Annotated in this window: 21 protein-coding genes; 16 read left to right on the top strand and 5 right to left on the bottom strand. The window is 62.2% G+C overall.

The annotated features are described in order from the left end of the window. The first annotated feature begins 1 nt into the window (after nt 1). Genes V5F89_RS02880 through V5F89_RS02840 form a run of 9 tightly spaced genes read left to right on the top strand, consistent with a single transcriptional unit; the run spans nt 2 to nt 10350 of the window. On the top strand, nt 2-1081 hold the full coding sequence (locus V5F89_RS02880; RefSeq protein WP_338446757.1) for a hypothetical protein: 1080 nt from the start codon (nt 2-4) through the stop codon (nt 1079-1081). Next, the gene (locus tag V5F89_RS02875) at nt 1062-2291 is read left to right on the top strand and encodes an O-antigen ligase family protein (RefSeq protein ID WP_338446756.1); all 1230 of its coding nucleotides are present in this window, start codon (nt 1062-1064) and stop codon (nt 2289-2291) included. Before V5F89_RS02880 ends, V5F89_RS02875 begins: the two co-directional genes overlap by 20 nt. Then, nucleotides 2242-4377 carry a bi-domain-containing oxidoreductase gene (locus V5F89_RS02870; RefSeq protein ID WP_338446755.1) on the top strand — a complete coding sequence of 712 codons (2136 nt, stop codon included), beginning with the start codon at nt 2242-2244 and terminating at the stop codon, nt 4375-4377. The genes V5F89_RS02875 and V5F89_RS02870 overlap by 50 nt, the downstream gene beginning before the upstream one ends. Next, a complete protein-coding gene (locus V5F89_RS02865; protein ID WP_338446754.1) occupies nt 4377-6197 on the top strand; it encodes a heparinase II/III-family protein in 1821 nt (606 codons plus the stop codon). Before V5F89_RS02870 ends, V5F89_RS02865 begins: the two co-directional genes overlap by 1 nt. Nucleotide 6198: 1 nt before the next feature. Next, complete coding sequence (locus V5F89_RS02860) at nt 6199-7413, top strand: glycosyltransferase family 4 protein (RefSeq protein WP_338446753.1); 1215 nt, start codon at nt 6199-6201, stop codon at nt 7411-7413. 2 nt (nt 7414-7415) lie between these two features. Next, nucleotides 7416-8009 carry a sugar transferase gene (locus V5F89_RS02855; RefSeq protein ID WP_338446752.1) on the top strand — a complete coding sequence of 198 codons (594 nt, stop codon included), beginning with the start codon at nt 7416-7418 and terminating at the stop codon, nt 8007-8009. Beyond that, nucleotides 8006-8653 carry an acetyltransferase gene (locus tag V5F89_RS02850; protein ID WP_338446751.1) on the top strand — a complete coding sequence of 216 codons (648 nt, stop codon included), beginning with the start codon at nt 8006-8008 and terminating at the stop codon, nt 8651-8653. Before V5F89_RS02855 ends, V5F89_RS02850 begins: the two co-directional genes overlap by 4 nt. Nucleotide 8654: 1 nt before the next feature. Next, nucleotides 8655-9875 carry a DegT/DnrJ/EryC1/StrS aminotransferase family protein gene (locus tag V5F89_RS02845; protein WP_338446750.1) on the top strand — a complete coding sequence of 407 codons (1221 nt, stop codon included), beginning with the start codon at nt 8655-8657 and terminating at the stop codon, nt 9873-9875. 7 nt (nt 9876-9882) lie between these two features. After that, on the top strand, nt 9883-10350 hold the full coding sequence (locus tag V5F89_RS02840; RefSeq protein WP_338446749.1) for a hypothetical protein: 468 nt from the start codon (nt 9883-9885) through the stop codon (nt 10348-10350). Nucleotides 10351-10358: 8 nt separating this feature from the next. On the opposite strand, the gene fabI is transcribed toward V5F89_RS02840, so the two are convergent. The 3 genes from fabI to V5F89_RS02825 are packed head-to-tail and all read right to left on the bottom strand — an operon-like array spanning nt 10359 to nt 13187. Continuing rightward, entirely contained in the window at nt 10359-11165 is an 807-nt protein-coding gene (fabI, locus tag V5F89_RS02835) for an enoyl-ACP reductase FabI (RefSeq protein WP_338446748.1), read from the bottom strand. Further along, nucleotides 11162-12193 carry a YihY/virulence factor BrkB family protein gene (locus tag V5F89_RS02830; protein WP_338446747.1) on the bottom strand — a complete coding sequence of 344 codons (1032 nt, stop codon included), beginning with the start codon at nt 12191-12193 and terminating at the stop codon, nt 11162-11164. The genes fabI and V5F89_RS02830 overlap by 4 nt, the downstream gene beginning before the upstream one ends. A gap of 34 nt (nt 12194-12227) precedes the next feature. Beyond that, complete coding sequence (locus V5F89_RS02825; protein ID WP_338446746.1) at nt 12228-13187, bottom strand: DnaJ C-terminal domain-containing protein; 960 nt, start codon at nt 13185-13187, stop codon at nt 12228-12230. 201 nt (nt 13188-13388) lie between these two features. Here V5F89_RS02825 and pdxH point away from each other — a divergent pair, with 201 nt between their 5' ends. Genes pdxH through V5F89_RS02810 form a run of 3 tightly spaced genes read left to right on the top strand, consistent with a single transcriptional unit; the run spans nt 13389 to nt 15744 of the window. Then, nucleotides 13389-13994, top strand: coding sequence for a pyridoxamine 5'-phosphate oxidase (gene pdxH, locus V5F89_RS02820; protein ID WP_338446745.1), 606 nt, complete (start codon nt 13389-13391; stop codon nt 13992-13994). Next, nucleotides 13991-14956 carry a cation diffusion facilitator family transporter gene (locus V5F89_RS02815; protein ID WP_338446744.1) on the top strand — a complete coding sequence of 322 codons (966 nt, stop codon included), beginning with the start codon at nt 13991-13993 and terminating at the stop codon, nt 14954-14956. Before pdxH ends, V5F89_RS02815 begins: the two co-directional genes overlap by 4 nt. Then, nucleotides 14953-15744 carry a PhzF family phenazine biosynthesis protein gene (locus tag V5F89_RS02810; protein ID WP_338446743.1) on the top strand — a complete coding sequence of 264 codons (792 nt, stop codon included), beginning with the start codon at nt 14953-14955 and terminating at the stop codon, nt 15742-15744. The genes V5F89_RS02815 and V5F89_RS02810 overlap by 4 nt, the downstream gene beginning before the upstream one ends. Before the next feature lie 6 nt (nt 15745-15750). Here the strand turns inward: V5F89_RS02810 and V5F89_RS02805 are convergent, their stop codons facing one another. Further along, the gene (locus V5F89_RS02805; RefSeq protein WP_338446742.1) at nt 15751-16878 is read right to left on the bottom strand and encodes a serine hydrolase; all 1128 of its coding nucleotides are present in this window, start codon (nt 16876-16878) and stop codon (nt 15751-15753) included. 35 nt (nt 16879-16913) lie between these two features. On the opposite strand from V5F89_RS02805, the gene V5F89_RS02800 reads away from it, so the two are divergent. Then, nucleotides 16914-17276, top strand: coding sequence for a hypothetical protein (locus V5F89_RS02800; protein ID WP_338446741.1), 363 nt, complete (start codon nt 16914-16916; stop codon nt 17274-17276). Here the strand turns inward: V5F89_RS02800 and mnmA are convergent. Then, nucleotides 17273-18433, bottom strand: coding sequence for a tRNA 2-thiouridine(34) synthase MnmA (gene mnmA, locus V5F89_RS02795; RefSeq protein WP_338446740.1), 1161 nt, complete (start codon nt 18431-18433; stop codon nt 17273-17275). The genes V5F89_RS02800 and mnmA overlap by 4 nt on opposite strands. A 142-nt stretch (nt 18434-18575) precedes the next feature. On the opposite strand from mnmA, the gene V5F89_RS02790 reads away from it, so the two are divergent. From V5F89_RS02790 to V5F89_RS02780, 3 genes are all read left to right on the top strand, one after another. Continuing rightward, a complete protein-coding gene (locus V5F89_RS02790; protein WP_338446739.1) occupies nt 18576-18881 on the top strand; it encodes a hypothetical protein in 306 nt (101 codons plus the stop codon). Beyond that, complete coding sequence (locus tag V5F89_RS02785; RefSeq protein ID WP_338446738.1) at nt 18878-19177, top strand: DUF1153 domain-containing protein; 300 nt, start codon at nt 18878-18880, stop codon at nt 19175-19177. Before V5F89_RS02790 ends, V5F89_RS02785 begins: the two co-directional genes overlap by 4 nt. A 151-nt stretch (nt 19178-19328) precedes the next feature. Continuing rightward, complete coding sequence (locus tag V5F89_RS02780) at nt 19329-19592, top strand: GlsB/YeaQ/YmgE family stress response membrane protein (RefSeq protein ID WP_338446737.1); 264 nt, start codon at nt 19329-19331, stop codon at nt 19590-19592. The last annotated feature ends 2 nt before the right edge of the window (nt 19593-19594 follow it).

The raw sequence follows: 19594 nt of genomic DNA, 5'->3' as shown, positions 1-19594 counted from the left end.
TATGAAAAAGCTCAATGTCCTAGGAAACTCTTCCAGCCCCCATCTTCGGACATGGTTACGTGTACTTCCCGCTCGATTTAATGTTGTTGTTTACGATATCCACACCAATCGGCCGAGCATCATCGACAGCTCGCTTACCCCGATTATTGTTCCACTAGCACGAGTATTTCGATTCACCGGTAAATTGGTCCAATATACTGCATTGGGACTGTGGCTTCGATGGTTTTGCCGGCGCGATGGCTTGCTGCATGCGCACAACGCGTCTGGTTATGGCCTTTCGGCCCTGTTATCAGGGCGAGACTATATTGTAACAGTCTATGGCTCTGAGATATACAACGCGCACCAGCGCGGACTGATCTATAATTGGATTCTTAAAGAAATAATATCAAGTTCGAAACTGGTAACTACATCCTCCGATCATATGAGGTCTACTATAGTAAAAAAGTACGGATTGCGACCCGAGCGCATATTCTCAAAAATGCTTCTTGATCCAATATTTTTAGAAGCTAACGAAGAAGATCGCCGTGGTCAAGTTCGTACTTGGTTTGTCAATCGCCGCATGGCGGAGCTATACTGTACGATTTCGGTTGTGGAGGCTTTCAAGACATTTATCGGTAGCGGGGGTGTAGGGGCGCTGGTACTGCTGGAGGGGGATGCAGATACTCACTATGCGGCTCGCGTACGAGCGGCAACAGTGGGCTGTTCTAGTATCGAAATCATAACTGGCTTTGTAGATCAAGACAAACTAATTGAGCATCTTAGCCGATCACATTTCTGCATATCTGTACCAGAATCTGATCAGTTTTCAAGCTCTATACTGGAAGGTGCCGCATGTGGCGTCATTCCGATATTGAGAAATTTGGAGAGTTACAAGGCGGTTTCAGATATTTCGATAGTCCTGAGGGCCGACGATGGACTCAAAGGGGCTCTGGTTTCGATGTTTAGAGAGACGGCATCCCTATCGGATAGTAGTATAAAGCTAATGTCCCGGAAGGCCCGAAACTTTGCAATGAAAAATTTCTCCTATCGCGAATTTATCAATTCGTTTGCGGATGCAATTAATGAAGTCAAACAGTCTTAGCTTTATAGTTTGGGTATTATACCTCGCTCCGCTTTCTATAAGTTTTGGAGCCATAGGCCAAAAGCCAATTGATTTTCCTGTTAGTGATATTATTATTCTTCTTATTCCTGCATTATTGCTGCTATCAAAGCCTCTTCCGAGGCGATTTGGCTTTGCTATGCTTATTCTCAGTTACTTTATTTTTCTTGCTATTCTAGGCTCTGTGACCTCGGGCGGCGATTACACAAATTTTCTTTCTGGCGCTTCCTTTTTTTCTCCCACACTTCATTTACTTGTTGGCGGCATATTGTACAGTCGCTTTGGATTTTCATTTTTTAGACCGGCGCCCTATGCCTTGCTTTTAATTGCACTGTCCCTCGTCATTTCTGATCTACTTTTCGGATCCTTTCCTCGCGGTTGTGGCACCGAGGGTCGTTGGGGTGGATGCCTTTTTGGATTTGATGTATATGGTTTCGTGAATAGCTCCTCAGCCTATCTGGCTATAATGTCGTCATTGTTCTCAGGCGCCTACTTTGTCGCCAAGACGAGATTGCAGAGAATCAGTTTTTTAGCGGGCTTGGCGATTGTTGCATTCATCGTCCCCATGTCTTTATCGCGTTCGGCTACATTAGCTATTTGTATAGTTCTTATATTCTTCTTGTATGCATACAACTGGAAATTCGCACTGTTGGGTACCGTTCTTTGTCTCGTATTTTTCTCAACGGCTCTAGAATACCTGCAGAACACCCTAATCGGAAGAGGTTTGGCAGCTCGCATTGAGGCCGGTATTCAAAGAGGAGATATTACGTCTGGAAGATTTGACATCTGGTCGGAGACGATTGAACTCATTTTTAGAGCCCCTCTTTTTGGATATAAATTTGGATACTTCTCTCAGCATTCCTTGTTTGGAACGGCACACAATCAGTTTCTTGAAGTAGCTTTTAAGTCTGGACTTATTGGATTCTCCATATACTTTGGCTTTATTTTGTATATTTTACTGAGATTAAGGAATATAGTTTTAACGTACCGCCTTTCCTTTCCTATGTATAGAGTCATTATGGGCGGTGTGTTTGCGCTATTATTAACGGCTATTACCCAGCCAATTATGAATTACTCTGTGATGGGCAATGTCATATTTTTGCTGAGCGGGGTCGCCCTCGCGATATCTTTAAAGGGTCCATGTGAAACAAATTCTCCAAGATCTCTCCAGCGGCGCCACCGAGTTGGTTGAGTGCCCGGCCCCAGCGGTTCGGCGCGGCCAGTTGCTGATCGATACGAGCGTGTCGCTGATCTCCGCCGGGACAGAGCGGATGCTGGTCGATTTCGGGCGCGCGGGCCTGGTCGCCAAGGCGCGTCAGCAGCCGGAAAAGGTCGCCCAGGTGCTGGATAAGGTCCGGACGGATGGGTTGCTCACTACTGTCGATGCAGTGCGTTCGAAACTCGGCCAGCCGATACCGCTCGGTTATTGCAACGTCGGTATTGTGAGCGAGGCGGGTGAGGGCGTCGAAGGGTTTCGGCCCGGGGATAGAGTGGTCTCCAATGGGCCGCATGCCGATGTGGTTTCGGTGCCGAGGAACCTCTGTGCCCGTATCCCTGACGCGGTGAGCGACGAAGCTGCGGCCTTCACGGTCGTCGGTGCCATCGGTCTACAGGGCGTGCGTCTGGCGCGACCGACCTTGGGGGAAGCGTTCGTGGTAACCGGGGCGGGCCTCATCGGTCTGCTGACCGTGCAGTTGCTGCGGGCCAACGGCTGCCGTGTGCTGGCGATCGACTTCGATGAGACCAAGCTTGCCGTCGCGCGCTTGTTCGGCGCTGAAACGTGCAACCCCGCTAACGGAGAGGACCCCGTCGCCGCCGGCATGACGTTCAGCCGCGGGGTTGGCGTGGACGGCGTGATCATTACGGCATCGACCAAGTCGTCGGACCCCGTGATCCAAGCTGCGCGCATGTGCCGCAAGCGTGGACGGATCGTTTTGGTCGGCGTGACGGGCTTGGAGCTCAATCGCGCCGATTTCTACGAGAAGGAGCTGACCTTCCAGGTATCTTGCTCCTATGGCCCGGGGCGCTACGATCCGGCGTACGAGAACAATGGGCAGGATTATCCGATAGGGTTCGTCCGCTGGACCGAGCAACGCAACTTCGAGGCGGTGCTGGACCTCATGGCGTCCGGACAGCTCAATGTGGAATCGCTGATCTCCCACCGGTTCGTATTCGACCGGGCGCAGGAGGCCTACGACACTCTGGCAAACGACAAGGGCGCGCTGGGCATCGTCCTGGAATACCCTCACCCGGTCGCGGAGCGGCACGGCAAGTCCGTGGCTTTGGGCGATGGCGCCTCCGCTATCGCCTCGGGCGGTCAGAAGCCGGTGCTGGGGGTCATCGGTGCCGGCAACTACGCATCCCGTATGCTGATTCCAGCGTTCAAGCGAGCAGGGGCGATCCTGCACAGCATTGCCGCACCTAGCGGCATCAGCGGGGTAGTCCATGGCAGGCGTTCGGGATTTGCGCGGGCAATGTCCAGCGCGCAGGATCTGATTGCCGATCCGGACATCGATACGGTCGCTATTGCCACACGTCACGACAGCCATGCCGCCTTGACTGTAGCTGCGCTTGCCCAGGGCAAGAACGTGTTTGTCGAAAAGCCCCTTGCGCTGACTCATGAGGAACTGGCCGAGGTTCGTGCCGCACATAAGGATGCAGGGCGGCATCTAATGGTCGGTTTCAACCGTCGGTTCGCGCCGCAGGTCCAGACCATGAAGCGTCTTCTTGACAGCGTTGCCGAGCCCAAGGCCGTGCTGATGGTGATGAATGCGGGTGCGATACCGCCAGACCACTGGACCCAGGATCCCGCCATTGGCGGCGGGCGCATCATTGGGGAGGCGTGCCATCATATCGATCTCATGCGTTTCCTCGTTGGCGCAGCAATCACGGCGGTCAGTGCGCGCCGCATGGGCGACAACGACGCCGTGCCGATCACGGAAGACAAAGCGAGCATCACTCTGGGGTTCGCCGATGGTTCGTTCGGGACTATCCACTACCTGGCCAATGGCGGTGCATCGTTCCCCAAGGAGCGTATCGAGGTATTTGCCGCCGGTCGCACATTGCAGTTGAACAATTTCATCGGATTGAAGGGGTTCAACTGGCCCGGTTTTCGCAAGCAGAACCTCTGGCGGCAGGACAAGGGGCAGGATCGTTGCACGGCATCCTTCCTTCAGGCGATCGAAAATGGTGGGCAAACCCCGATTCCCGCGGATGAACTGTTCGAGGTGGCGCAAGTGACAATCGATGTCGCGGATCAATTGCGGCATCAGGGTTGATGCGATTACTCGACAAACTGAGAACCTATCTGGCCCTTGGTCCGGCGAACCTTGCCCGCGTTGCGGGCTATCGTGCCGGGCTGCGGTCACGACTTCATCCAGTGCTGCGAGTGCGCTCGAACAGCCCGGATGGCCCATTCTTCGCCCGCCCAGTGCCGGCTTCATCGAGCCTTCTGGCGCGTCGCTTATGGCAGGAAGAGGCTCTGTACTTCGGCTATCACCACCTTCCGTGTGAAAATCCGCCGGATTGGTATGCCAATCCGTTCGGCAGCGGTTCGCGGGCAGAGCAGGCGGCGCATTGGTCGCAGATTGGCGATTTCGAATCCGGCGTTGGCGATATCAAGACCGTTTGGGAAGCTTCACGCTTTGACTGGCTGGTCGCTATGGCGCAGCGCGCAGCTTCCGGCGAAGGTGCGGAACTCGATCGTCTCAACGCCTGGCTTGCAGATTGGCTCGCCGCGAACCCGCCCTATCTGGGGGCGAACTGGAAGTGCGGACAAGAGGCGTCGATCCGCGTGATGCACCTGGCATTGGCTGCCGTCGTGACCGGTCAGGCCCAGTCGCCGGAACGCGCGCTACTCGATCTCGTACAAATACACCTCGCTCGAATTGCTCCAACGATCGGTTATGCGATAGGGCAGCAGAATAACCACGGCACGTCTGAAGCGGCAGCCCTTTTTATCGGTGGCACCTGGCTTGCTGCACAGGGAGAACAAGTCGGAGAGCGATGGGCGCGGATCGGTCGCAAATGGCTGGAAGAACGCGCCCGAACGCTGATTATGCAGGACGGCACCTTCAGCCAGTATTCCGTAGTGTATCACCGGCTGATGCTGGACACATTCTCTTTCGCCGAGAGCTGGCGCCGGGTCATGGGGTTGGAGAGTTTCTCGGTAGAGTTCCGGGAGCGGCTGTGCGCGGCGGCGTGGTGGTTGCGGCAATTGACCGATCCGGAAAGCGGGGACGCTCCCAACCTGGGCGCAAATGACGGTGCACGGATACTGGCTTTGACCGACGCCCACTATCGCGATTTCCGGCCCTCGCTGCAGTGGGCCTGCGCACTGTTCTGCGAAAAGGCTGCACTCGCATCGGGCCCGTGGGACCAGCAGTTGGCTTGGCTCGGCATCGCGCTCCCCCCCGCTCGTCTGGATGAACCGAAAAGCCAGTCTTTCGATGAGGGCGGCCTGCACATCCTTCGCTGCGGAAAGGCACGAGCGTTCTTGCGCTATCCCCGCTTCCGATTTCGGCCGAGCCAGAGCGACCTGCTCCATGTCGACTTCTGGTTGGGGCAGGAAAACATCCTGCGTGATGGCGGAACGTACAGTTACAACAGCGGATGGGATGACATCAGATATTTCAGCGGCGTGGAATCGCATAACACCGCGCAATTCGAAGGGCGCGACCAGATGCCCCGGCTCGGTCGCTTTCTGTTCGGTGGATGGCCCCGGGGGGAAGATGTGGAACTGATCGCAACGACCGGGGGCGTCGTGCATGCGCGTGCGGGATATCGGGACTATCTCGGCGCCAGACACGTCCGATCGCTGGAACTCGGGCCGAACGCCCTGATCTGTCGGGACGAACTCAGCCCCGATGGCGCAGACGTGGTCATACGTTGGAGGCTCCACCCAGGCGAATGGCGCCTGGACGGTCGCCGTGTGACCGGGCGGCGCTGTACGATCGAGGTGGAAAGTGCGACTTCACCAATGGACCTGCGCCTAGTCGAAGGGATGGAGTCCCGGTTCTACTTGCATAAGACACCCCTTCCGGTGCTTGAAATCCATCTCGTGACCCCGGCTCTGGTAACAACGCGGTTGAGCTTCTGAGATGCACGTCCTCTATTTCCACCAGCATTTCTCCACGCCGCGAGGCGCGGTCGGCATAAGGTCCTACGAGATGGCGCGGCGCCTGATTATGCGCGGTCATCGCGTGACGATGGTCTGCGGAAGTTACGGGGGCGGACATACCGGTTTGATCGGGCCGTTCCGTGACGGAGTTCGTCGAGGGACGATCGACGATATCAACGTGATCGAATTCGATCTGTCCTATTCCAACCGCGACGGGCTCCTTCGCCGTAGCGCCACGTTCCTCAAGTATGCCTGGGGCAGTTTGCGGATCGCGCTGACCGAACGCTACGATCTGGCATTCGCAACGACTACCCCACTGACTGCGGGGATTCCGGCAATTGTCGCGCGATGGCTGCGTCGCAAACCGTTTGTGTTCGAAGTGCGTGATCTGTGGCCCGAGCTTCCTCGTGCAATGGGGGTCGTCACCAATCCTGTGGTTTTGGGTGCCATGTCCGTACTCGAATGGATTTCCTATCGATCTGCCGATCGATGCGTTGCGCTGGCCCCGGGGATTGCGCGGGGAATTGCGCTCCGGGGGGTGCCGGAAGCGAAGATTGCGACCATCCCCAACGGCTGCGACATCGACATCTTTCGCTCCGGTGCCGCGCCGTGGCGTCCGGAGGGTGTGGGCGAGAACGACCTTCTGGCGATATTTACCGGCACGCACGGAATGGCAAACGGCCTCGATGCCGTGCTCGATGCCGCGCGGGTGCTGCTCGACCGGGGGCGTGAGGATATCAAACTGGCTCTGGTCGGCGACGGCAAGCTGAAATGCGCACTAGACGAGCGGGCGCGACGCGAAGGGTTGTGGAACGTTATTTTCCATCCGCCGGTCGATAAGCAGCGCTTGGCCGGGTTGATGGCTGGGGCGGACCTGGGAATGCAAGTTCTGGCCAATGTGCCTGCATTCTATTACGGAACGTCGCCTAACAAGTTTTTCGATTATATCGCTGCCGGGCTTCCCGTGCTTAACAATTACCCGGGATGGCTAGCCGAAATGATCGATCGGGAAGGTTGCGGCTTTGTGGTCGCGCCCGGCGACGCGGCGGCGTTTGCCGACGCTTTGGAACGTGCGGCCGACGATCGCGCCGGATTGAAGTCAATGGGGTCGCGCGCAGAAATTCTGGCGGAGCGCGATTTTCAAAGGCAAAAGCTTGCTGATCGATGGGTGAGCTGGGTCACGGACGGACAGTGAGCATGAAGCGCATCCTTGATATCCTGCTGTCGGCGAGCGCGTTGCTGATCCTTCTGCCGCTCCTCCTCCTCATCGCAGGGCTTCTTCGCCTGAAGATGGGAGCGCCGGTCTTCTTCCGGCAGATGCGGCCTGGCCTCAATGGCGACCCGTTCGCGTTGCTCAAGTTCCGTACCATGCGCGACGCCGTTGGACCGGACGGCATTCCGCTACCCGACGCCGAGCGCTTGACGCCATTTGGCCGCTTCCTCCGTTCGACCAGTCTCGACGAACTGCCGGGCCTGTGGAACGTGTTGAAGGGGGATATGAGCCTGGTCGGCCCGCGCCCGCTGCTGATGGAGTATCTCCCGCTTTACAGCGCCGAGCAGGCTCGGCGTCACGAGGTGCGCCCTGGGCTGACTGGCTGGGCCCAGGTCAACGGCCGCAATGCCCTGAGTTGGGAAGAAAAATTCGCGCTTGATGTATGGTATGTCGATAATCGCAGCATGATGCTCGACGTGTGGATACTTTGGCTCACGGTCCTGAAAGTTTTGAGGCGGGAAGGGATCAGCGCTGATGGAGAGGCGACCATGCCCCTGTTTACTGGGAGAGAGCAATGACAAAGTTGATTGGAATATACGGAGCGAGCGGGTTCGGTAGAGAGGTCATGCCGACTGCTCGAGAACAATACTCTGATGCAGAAACAGAGTTTGTCTTTATCGATGACAGCGATTCAAGAGCATCATGCAACGGCTACGATATATTGAGCTGGGACAAATTCTTGGATCGAACTGCTGCTGATCGCAGCGTAGCGATAGCGATTGCGGATTCCCGCACACGCAAAATCTTGACGGATCGTTGCTTGCAAGCGCAAATCGCCATTTGCGAAATTAGATCTAATAGCATTTCACAAGGCGACGCAATTAAAGTTGGTGAAGGTGCAATCTTACAGCCATTTGTGACTTTAACATCCAATATCAAAATTGGCCGTAGTTTCCACGCAAATATTTATAGTTATGTTGCTCACGATTGCACTATCGGGGATTTTGTGACCTTTGCCCCGCGGGTCATGTGTAACGGAAATATCAGGATTGAGGACGGAGCTTATATCGGCACTGGTGCGATTATTCGCCAGGGCACCCCTGAAAAGCCGTTAGTCATCGGCGCCGGTGCCACCGTGGGTATGGGGGCCGTGGTGACCAAGGACGTCCCACCCGGCGCCACGGTGGTCGGCAATCCTGCAAGGATCATGGAAAAGAAATAGGATGCTGAATACCGCTTTTGCCCCCTGGCCCAGTTACACCGAGGAAGAAGTGAACGCGGTTTCTGCTGTGCTCCGCTCCAACCGGGTCAATTACTGGACCGGCGAGGAATGCCGTCATTTCGAGCGCGAGTTTGCCCGATGGTCGGAATGCCCGCATGCGATCGCGGTGGCCAATGGCACCGTCGCACTCGATCTCGCATTGCACGGACTGGGCATCGGGGCGGCCAATGGCGGGGCCGCGACGGATGAGGTGATCGTGACACCGCGAACTTTCCTTGCGTCAGTGAGCTGTGTGGTCAATGCCGGTGCAGTTCCGATCTTTGCCGACGTCGATCGCGACAATGGAAATCTCTCGGCAGTGACGATTGCGCCTCACGTGACCGACCGTACGAAGGCGATAATCGTGGTCCATCTCGCCGGCTGGCCCGCCGACATGGATCCGATCATGGAACTGGCTGAATCGCGCGACATCAAGGTAATCGAGGACTGCGCACAGGCCCATGGCGCGCGCTACAAGGGGCGCAGTGTCGGCTCGATCGGTCACATCGGCGCCTGGTCGTTCTGCCAGGACAAGATCATGACGACAGGTGGCGAAGGCGGCATGGTCACGACCGGAGACCGCGATCTCTGGTCACGGATGTGGTCGTTCAAGGATCATGGGAAGAGCTGGGACGCGGTTTACGAGCGCTCGCATCCTCCGGGGTTCCGCTGGCTTCACGAAAGCTTCGGCACGAACTGGCGGATGCTCGAAATGCAGGCGGTCCTGGGGCGGATCCAGCTAGGCCGGATGGCGGAGTGGACCGATGCACGAACGCATAACGCCCGGATACTGCGGAAGACATTGTTGCCCCATAGCGCGCCCGATGGAGTTCTCAGGCTTCCGCAACCGGCCGAAGACGGCAGTGTGCACGCCCAGTACAAGTTCTATGCCTACGTACGTCCCGAAGCGCTGGCTTCCGGTTGGGACCGTGATCGTATCGTGGCGGAGATCTGCTCTGCCGGCGTTCCCTGCTTTCAGGGAAGCTGTTCGGAAGTCTATCTGGAAACCGCCTTCGATGGCACTGGGCTGCGCCCGCCGGAGCGATTGCCGGTCGCGCGCGAGCTTGGGGAAACGAGCCTTATGTGGCTGGTTCATCCCACAGTTACTGATGAGCAGATTCGTTGGGCGGCCGAAATCAGCGCAGCCGTTCTCCGGCGTGCCGCAAGCGCTGAGGCAGGATGAAGCCGATTTGGCCGTAGATATATTGTTCTCCGCGGGGGCGCTCCCCATCTCCCCGACGATGGATATCGGCCTTTCGATCATGGCGTTGGCGGCGCAGGCGGATCCGTGGATCGTCCGCGTTGCGGCCGAGTGGATCGGGTGGAAGGTCTGGCTGTCCGACTGGACTGCGTTGAGCCACCCGGTGCTGCATGTCTATCTGGGCCTTCTGGCGCAGATCGTTTTTGCGGCCTTCGCCCGGCGCGGGCTGGCGAGCGGGTGGCCGTGGCTCCTCGTTCTGGTGCTGGAATGCTGCAACGAGTTGCTCGACTGGTCCCGCGCGCTGACTTACGGTTCTGCCGGCAAGGCGCTGATGGTCGAAACCGCGTGGGACATCGCGTGCACCATGGCCCTGCCGACGGCGCTGCTTATCCTGGCGCGCTGTTTCCCGCGGATAAACGGAGGCCGCCAGAAGATCGCTCCCGCCGCCGAGGGATAGCGTGAACCCTACCGATCCAGCGCGATGTCCGGCGCGTCTTCCTGTTTCATGCCGACGACGTGGTATCCGGCGTCGACGTGGTGCACCTCGCCCGTGACGCCGGACGAGAGGTCGGACAGCAGGTAGAGCCCCGCGCCGCCGACGTCGTCGATCGTGACGTTGCGCCGCAGCGGCGAGTTCAGTTCGTTCCACTTGAGGATATAGCGGAAATCGCCGATCCCGCTGGCGGCGAGCGTCTTGATCGGTCCGGCACTGAGCGCATTGACGCGGATGTTGTCGGGGCCGAGATCGTTGGCAAGGTACTGCACGCTGGTTTCCAGTGCCGCCTTGGCCACGCCCATGACGTTGTAGTGCGGGATCACCTTCTCCGCGCCATAATATGTCAGCGTCAGGATATTGCCGCCTTCGGGCATCATCTGCGCCGCCCGCCTGGCCACCGCGACCAGGCTGTAGGCGGAAATGTTCATCGTCATCAGGAAGTTGTCGAGGCTGGTGTCGAGATACTTGCCGCGCAGTTCGCTCTTGTCGGAAAAGCCGATCGCGTGGACGACGAAATCGATCGTCTCCCACCGTTGCCGCAGGCGGCCGAACGCGTCGTCGAGCGCGTCCATGTCCGCCACGTCGCATTCGAACACGAAGTCGCTGCCGAGCTGCTCGGCCAGCGGGCGCACGCGCTTGGCCAGCGCGTCCCCCTGGTAGGAAAACGCCAGCTCGGCGCCGTGTTCGCGCAATTTCTTCGCGATGCCCCACGCCAGCGACTTGTCGTTCGCGAGGCCCATGATCAGCCCACGTTTCCCAGCCATCAACCCGCTCATGCCCTGTCCTCTTTCGTTTCCTGTTCCTGCCGTGCCGCCCGCCGACGATCATCCATCTGGCCGATGCGGTTCTCCTCTTCCTCGGGAGTTTCGGCCAGCGCGGCGTTGAGTTCGGCGCCGATCACCACCCCTAGGCCGACGAGGTAGAAAAAGAAAAGCGCGATCATGATGCCGGCCAGGCTGCCGTAGGTCGCGTCGTAGCTGAAGAACCGGCGGATCACCGGTGGCAGGGCGATCGTGACCGCCACCCACCACACCGTCGTCGCCAGTGCGCCGGGCCACTTGGGATAGCGGCGCTGGCGATAGGTCTTGGGCGCAAGGGTGAAGAACAGCAGATAGAGCGATCCGAACAGCCCGAAAGCGGGGATCAGGCGCGAGATCTGCAGAGCGCCGATCACATGCGAAAGCCAGGGCAGATAGGCATCGATCAGCTCTTGCGCCGCGCCGATGACAACCTGGGCGATCAGCGACAGCATGAGCAGGATGACCGCTGCGACGATCACCCCCGCCGACAGCAGGCGGTATTTCCAGAACGCCTCGGTCGCGGCGGTGCCGTAGGCGCGGCGGAGGATATCGCGAATCGTCTCGATCAGGCTCGATACGGTCCACAAAGCGACCAGCCCGCCGGCCCAGAGGAGCCAGCCGCTGCGCGATTCGACGACGTTGCGAGCGACCGGTTCGATGACGTTGCCGACCATCGGCGGCAGGGCATAGAGAACGGCCTCGATCGTTGCGGCGCGTTCGCTGTTCTCGCCCAGGATCGAGAAGATCGCCGCGCCGAGGATGAAGAACGGGAAGATGGCCAGTATCGACATGTAGGCGAGGTTGCCCGCATGGATGAACCCGTCGTTGTAGGTGCCCACGAACACCCGCTTGCCGACTTCGAACGCCCGCGTTCCGGGGCCGACCCGGCGAACCACCTGGCCTTTCAGGCCCAGCTTCTGCTCTATCGCCTCCTTGCGCCGCTCTTCCGGCGAAAGCGTATGCGCCCGGCGTTCTTCGGGCTGGGGAAGATCGGTTTCGCTCATCGGCCCATTGCGTGGAGAGACGGCAGCCCGTCCACTATACCCCCAGCTCGGCGCGTGGATTGCGATCGTCCTGCCACCCATCCAGCCGCCGGGCCAATTCCGCAGCGTCGTCGGGCAGCGTGATCTGGAGCGTGACCAACTGGTCGCCGCGACCCCCCGACTTGGCCGAAAAGCCTTTCCCTTTCAGGCGCATCGTCGTGCCCCCGCTGGTTCCGGCCTTGATCGTCAGCATCACCGGCCCATCGACCGTGGGGCAGCGCACTTTCGCGCCGTTCACCGCCTCTGCCAGGGTGATCGGCAGATCCAGCCGCACGTCGTTGCCGTCGCGGCGGAAGAACTTGTGGCGGTCGATCGCAATCGTGACGATTCCGTCGCCGTTGCCGCCGGGGCCGCGCTCGCCCTTGCCCTTCAGGCGCATCTGGGTGCCGTCCTCGACCCCCGCCGGCAGCTTGAGATCGATCGTCTTGCCGTCAGCCAGGGTGATCCGCTGGTCCTTGCGCGTGGCCGCGTCGATGAAGGGGACGCGCAGGCGATAGGCGATGTCGCCGCCCTTGCGCGGGGGCGGGCGCCGCTGCTGCCCGAAACCCGCCGGCCCGCGCGGTCCGCCGCGGGCGAAGCCGCCCTGGCCGCCGCCGAACAACCCTTCGAAAATATCTCCCAGATCGACGCCGTCCTGCTGGAAGCCCTGGAAATCCTCGGCGCGGAAACCGCGCTGGCCCCCGCCGCCGAAACCGCCGGGGCCGCCGCCCATTCCCGCGAAAGGATTGGCCGGGTTGCCGTCGGCGTCGATCTCGCCCCGGTCGAAGCGTGCGCGCTTGTCCTTGTCGGCGAGCAGGTCGTAGGCTTGGGTCACCTTGCTGAAACGCTCGGCGGCCTTGGGATTGTCCTTGTTGCGGTCGGGATGCAGCTCCTTCGCGAGCTTGCGGTAGGCGCTCTTGATGTCCTTCTCGGTCGCATTGCGCGAGATTCCCAGCGTTGCGTAAGGATCGGCCATGGCGTGTTAGCTAGGTGCAACAGTGTGCCGGTGCAAGCGGCGAGGCTTTCCTACATGCGTTCCGCGCGTTAGGGCGACCCGGATGACACTCCGGCCCATGCCTTTCCCGTCCGTTCCCCCTTGCGCCGCGCCTTCGCACGGGCAGCGCGGTTCTTCGCGCCGGGGCAGCGCGACATGCGGTCCAGCTATCGCAGGTGGGCGATGAACGAAGAACGCTCGCAACTGCCCGAAACGGACCCGCTGGCGCTGTTCGATGCCTGGCTTGCCGAGGCGCGCGAGGCGGAGCCGAACGATCCCAATGCGATGGCGCTTGCCACCGCGACGCGCGAGGGCCTTCCCTCGGTTCGGATGGTGCTGCTGAAAGGGCACGGAGAAGACGGCTTCACTTTCTTCACCAATGCGCAAAGCCGCAAGGGGGAGGAGATTCGCGCCAATCCGCATGCCGCGCTGCTGTTCCACTGGAAGAGCCTGCGCCGCCAGGTGCGGATCGAGGGGCCGCTGCGCGAGGTCTCGCCCGAGGCGGCCGATGCCTATTTCCATTCGCGCGCTTTCGTCAGCCAGGTCGGCTCGGCCGCCAGCGACCAGTCGCGCCCGCTGGCCGACCGTGCCGACTACGTGGCCCGGGTGGAGGCCCTGGGCGAAGCGTGCCGGGCGCAGGGCCGTGTGCCGCGCCCGCCGCACTGGACCGGTTTCACCCTGGCGCCGGAACGGATCGAGTTCTGGCTCGACCGGCCCAATCGCCTGCACGATCGCCGCCTGTTCACCCGCGCCGACGGCGGGTGGACGAGCACGCTGCTCTACCCATGACGGGGGAGGCCGTGACGGGGGCGGACGCATCGCGCCGCGCCGCGCTGGCCCGGAGCGCGGCCTGGGCCTCGATCGCGGTGGCGGTGTTCCTCGCCGCGATCAAGAGCTGGGCGACATGGCGCACCGGCTCGACCGCGATGCTCGGCAGCCTGGTCGATACTGCGCTCGATCTCGTCGCCAGCCTGGCGACGCTGGCCGGCGTGTGGATCGCGGCCATGCCGGCGGACGAGGATCACCGCTTCGGCCACGGCAAGGCGGAGGCGCTGGCGGCGATCTTCCAGGTCATGCTGATCGCGCTGTCCGCTGCGGGTATCGGGTTTCGCGCGATCGTGCACCTCGTCGAAGGGGGGCAGACGGCCGCTGCGGAAGAGGGGATCGCGGTGTCGGTGGCGGCGATCGCGGCGACATTCGCCCTGATCGCCTGGCAGCGCCACGTGATCCGCCGCACGGGCAGCCTAGCGATCAGGACCGACAGCGTGCATTACCAGTCGGACCTGCTGCTCAACGTGGCGGTGATCGCTGCGCTCGCGCTCGACCAGTATTTCGGCTTTGCCGCGGCCGATCCGCTGTTCGGCCTCGCCATCGCCGCCTGGCTCATGTGGGGCGCGTGGCGCGCCGGCAGCGATGCGGTGGACCAGATCATGGATCGCGAATGGCCGGAGGAAAAACGCCAGCGCTTCGTCGAACTCGCCGCGCGCCATCCCGAGCTGTCCAACCTGCACGATCTGCGCACGCGATCCAGCGGTACGCGCGACTTCGTGCAGTTTCACGTCGACCTGCCCGGGGCGACCACGGTGGCTGCGGCGCATGAAATCATCGAACGGGTGGAAGCCGATCTTTGCCGCCATTTCCCGCAAATGGAGCTATTGATCCATATCGACCCGCAGGGGCACGTCGACGAACCCGGCAACCCGCTGGTCGAGGCCGACGAGTTCGAGAAGCTGGGGAAGGACGTGGAATGAAGCTGCCCTATTGGCACGTCGATGCGTTTGCCGACCGGCCGTTCGCCGGCAACCAGGCGGCGGTCATGCCGCTCGAAAGCTGGCTGCCCGACGATGTTCTCCAGGCGATCGGAGAAGAGAACAACTTTGCCGAGACCGCTTTCGTGGTGAGGGACGGCAGTGGCGAGGCCGACTGGGAGCTGCGCTGGTTCACTCCGGCGTGCGAGATTCGCCTTTGCGGCCATGCAACGCTCGCCGCCGGGCACGTCCTGCTGGGGCGCGACGGGGGCGACCGGGTGCGCTTTCGCACGCGCAAGGCGGGCTTGCTGGAAGTCCGGCGCAGCGATGCGGGGTACGAGCTTGCCCTGCCGGCGATCCCCACCGAGCGCTCCGAGTGGCCCGAAGCGGTCGCCCTGCTCGGCGCACAGCCACGCGAAGTCTGGCGCAATCCCGATCGCTACGGGATCTACCTGTTCGCCAGCGAGGACGAGGTGCGCGCGCTCGACCCCGATCTGCGCGGGCTTGGCGCGCTGGGCGACGATCAGTTCATCTGCACCGCGCCGGGGCGCGACGTCGACGTGGTCAGCCGCGTGTTCGTGCCCGGCGGCGGGGTGGACGAGGACAGCGTGACCGGCTCGGCCCACGCCGCGCTGACGCCGTTCTGGGCGGCGCGGCTGGGTCGCGACAGCTTCACCGCGCATCAGGCCTCGCGTCGCGGCGGGGACCTCGCCTGCCGGCTTGAGGGCGACCGTGCCTGGCTCGGCGGGCCCTGCGTCACCGTGGTGGAAGGCGCATTCCACTTGCCGTGAGGTGGATCATTCGGCCGGATAAAGCTCCACGATATCGGCCAGTTCCTGCAGCAGGGCCGCCCGCTCCTCCGCATCGGAGTGGCCCAGCCGAACCACGGTCAGCTTCTGTTCGGGCGAGACCAGGATATACTGGCCCATGTGCCCGATCGCGGCAAACATCGATTGCGGCGCGCGGCTGGGGAACAGCGGATTGTCGCTCTCCCCCGGGACCTGGCGGTTGAGCCAGGTCTGGAAGCCGTAGTTCTCGCGCCGGGGGCTGGGCGTGGTCATCGCCTCGACCCACTTGCGCGGGACCAGCTGGCTGCCGCGATAGGAGCCCTTGTGGCGCAGGAAGTCGCCGAACCGGGCCCAGTCGCGGGCATTGCCGTGGATCAGGCTGCCGCCGATCAGCGTGCCCCTGGCGTCGAATTCGGGCACCATCGATTCCATGGCGAGCGGTCCGAACAGTCGGGTGTGGAGATAGCCGGCGACAGCCTCGCGCCGCGCCTCCGGGTCGTCGCGGCGCGACAGGACCCGGGCGGCGATGTCGGCCAGGATCACGCTGGTGGCGGACGAATATTCGAACGTGCTGCCCGGCTCCGCCTCGAGCGGCTGGCTCTCGGCCCAGTCGGCCATGTCGTCGCGCCCGTCGAGGAACAGCATCCGAACTTCCGACGATTCGTAAGGCGGATCGCCGCCTTCGGTGTGGCGCAGGCCGCTGCGCATCTGGAGCAGCTGGCGCAGGGTGATCTCCCCGCGCGGGTCGCCGGGGCGCTGCCAGCGCGGCACCGGCGGCGAATCGTCGAGCGCCAGCCGCCCGTCGGCGACGAGCATGCCGATCATCACCGCTGTCACCGTCTTCGCCATCGACCAGCTGACGAACCGGGTGTTCCGGTCGTAGCCGGGGGCGTAGCGTTCGGCGGCGATCGTCCCGCCGTGCATCACGATCAGCGCGCGGGTCTCGCCCACCTCCTCTTTCGTGAACAGATCGTCGACCTGGCGCGCAAGCTGGCGGGCGGGGGCGCCGGCATTCTCGGTCACCGCGGCTATGGCCGTTTCGTCCAGCGGCGGCGGCGGAACCGGGGCATCGCTGCACGAAACCAGGGCTGGCAGCAGGGCAAGGCAGGCGATAAAGGGGGCGGGCCGCGGGCGCATGCGGCACCCCCTCGCGCAGCAAACCGGGCTTGGCAATGGCTAATACTTCCCGCCGTTCAGGACGACGCACCGGCCCGGCAAGGCGTCGCCGCTGGCCGCTCTGGCTCGCGCTCGCCGCGGCAGCGCTCGCCGCTCTCGGCTGGTACTTCCGCGGGCCGATCACCGGCTATTCGGGCATTGCCGCGGCCTATTCGGCGCGCGTGGCCTGCTCGTGCCGCTTCGTCGCGGGCCGCAGCCTCGACGATTGCGGAAAGGACAAGCTTGCCGGGATGGAACTGGTCAGCCTGACCGAGGATGTGGAAACGAAAAGCGTCACCGCCCGCTTCCCCTTCCTCGCCACCGAAACCGCCACCTTGCGCGACGGATACGGCTGCGTGATGGAGCCGTGGGAGGGTTAGGCGGCGCTGCCACCCTCGGTCGAATCGATCCAGCCGCCGCCGACGACTCTCTCCCCGGCATAGATGACCGCTGCCTGGCCCGGTGCGACGCCGTATTCGGGCTGGGCGAAGCGAACGGTGGTGGCAGCGCCGTCGCCCAGCGGCCCTTCCAGCCTCACCGGAACCGGCTTGGCGAGGCTGCGCACTTTCGCCGTCAGCGGTGCGTCGGGCAGGGGGCCGATGCGGTTGGTATCGACGATCCGAGCCGCGTCCACCGCCAGCATTCGCCGCGGTCCCACGCGCACGGCACAGGTTTCCGCATCGATCCCGACGACATAGAGCGGCTCCGGCTGGCCTCCGATCTCCAGCCCCTTGCGCTGGCCGACGGTGTAATGGACGATTCCCTTGTGCCGCCCCAGGATCTCGCCCGATCCGGCATGCACGATCGGACCCGGGGTTCCCCCTTCGGGCCGCATCTTGCGGACGATCGCGGCATAATCGCCGTCGGGCACGAAACAGATGTCCTGGCTGTCGGGCTTGGCCGCATTGCGCAGGCCCGCCGCCTCGGCCAGCCGGCGGACTTCGCTCTTGGGCAGGCCGCCGAGGGGGAAGCGCAGAAAGTCGAGCTGGCTTTCGGTCGTCGCGTAGAGGAAATACGACTGGTCCCGCGCCGGGTCGAGCGCGCGGTGCAGTTCCGCCCCGGCCGGGCCTTCGACGCGGCGCACGTAATGCCCGGTCGCAAGGCAATCCGCGCCCAGCTCGCGCGCCATGCGCAGGAGGTCGGTGAATTTGGGCCCCATGTTGCAGCGGATACAGGGGACGGGGGTGCGCCCCGCGAGATAGTCGTCGGCAAAAGTCTCCACCACCTCCTCGCGGAACGCGCTCTCGTGATCGAATACGTAGTGCGCGATGCCCAGACGGTCCGCAACGGCACGCGCATCGGCAATGTCGTCGCCGGCGCAGCACGCACCCTTGCGCCCCGTGGCTGCGCCGTAATCGTAAAGCTGCAGCGTCACTCCGATCGTTTCCGCCCCGGTCTCGGCGGCGAGCGCGGCAACCACCGAGCTGTCGACGCCGCCCGACATGGCAACGACGATCCGGCATGCGCGCGCGGGACGCGGCAGGTCGAACAGGGCGGCGGGATCGGATGTGCCGGCAATGCGTGCGGGAGCGTTCATGCGCGCGCCCATACACGTTCGCCCGCGGCGCATAAAGTGGTGCCGCCCGGTGCCGGCGGCGCGAAACGTCGCGCGGCGGCGGCCTTTACCCGATATTGCGGCCTTTACCCGATATTGACGATGTGGCGGTTACGAGGGCGCCATGTTCGAAGGCAAGATCGTTCCCGCCGTCGTCGATTCGGCGGCCGATGGCGGCCCCCTCAGCGTTCCGGGGTGGGCCGAACTCGTCGCGCGCCTCGCCGCCGCGAACGAGTTGCGCCGGGCGGTGTCGTGCGAGGGCCGGCATCGCGCAGGCAATTTCGAATGCTTCGGCAGCCGCGGCGAAGGCTCGCTTCCGTCCTGCGAACCGATCGTTAACCCTGATGATTTAGCCTATGGCAAAGGCGCTGGCGGCAATGTTCTCGCTACCGCGAATAACAGGCGCACCGGCGACCGAGAGATGCAATGATCGAGAACCAGAAAATCCGCCCAGACCAGGTAATCGGCCCGCTTGGCGAGCCGCTTACGCTCGACGACCTGCCGCCGCGCAATACCAAGCGGTGGGTGGTGCGCCGCAAGGCCGAGGTGGTCGCTGCGGTCAGTGGCGGATTGCTGACGATCGACGAGGTCCTCGATCGCTACAACCTGACGCTGGAAGAGTTCGCCTCGTGGCAGCGCGCGGTCGATCGCTCGGGCATGCAGGGCCTGCGCGTCACGCGCATCCAGCATTACCGCAATCTTTACGAACGCCAGCTGAAATACTGATTCGGGCCGACGGTCCCGGGGGTCCGGGCGGGGCCTAGCAGAGCTTTCCCATTTCGCGTATCCTCTCCCCACGGCTCGAAGAATGCCGGGGAACCGCATGGCGTCGCCTAACGTTTGAGCCAGGCAGCGCTTGAAACAGGAGGAATTGATAATGGGTTGGATTATTGCAATCGTCGTTGGCGGCATCGCCGGCTGGCTCGCAAGCCTCGTCATGAACCGCGACGCCTCGATGGGCATCTTCTGGAACGTGGTGGTCGGCTGTATCGGATCGGTGATCGGCAACCTCATCGCCAACCAGTTCGGCTGGGCAGGGTCCGTGCAGGAATTCTCGATAACCGGCCTTATCATCGCCTTCATCGGCGCTGTCGTACTGCTCGCGATCGTCAATCTCGTGCAGCGCGGGCGCGTCCGCTAGTT

The organism is Pelagerythrobacter marensis (genome assembly GCF_036700095.1).
GTDB lineage: Bacteria > Pseudomonadota > Alphaproteobacteria > Sphingomonadales > Sphingomonadaceae > Pelagerythrobacter > Pelagerythrobacter marensis_A.
The sequence above is the reverse complement of the archived record's forward strand: the minus strand, read 5'-3'. Positions and strand labels throughout refer to the sequence as shown.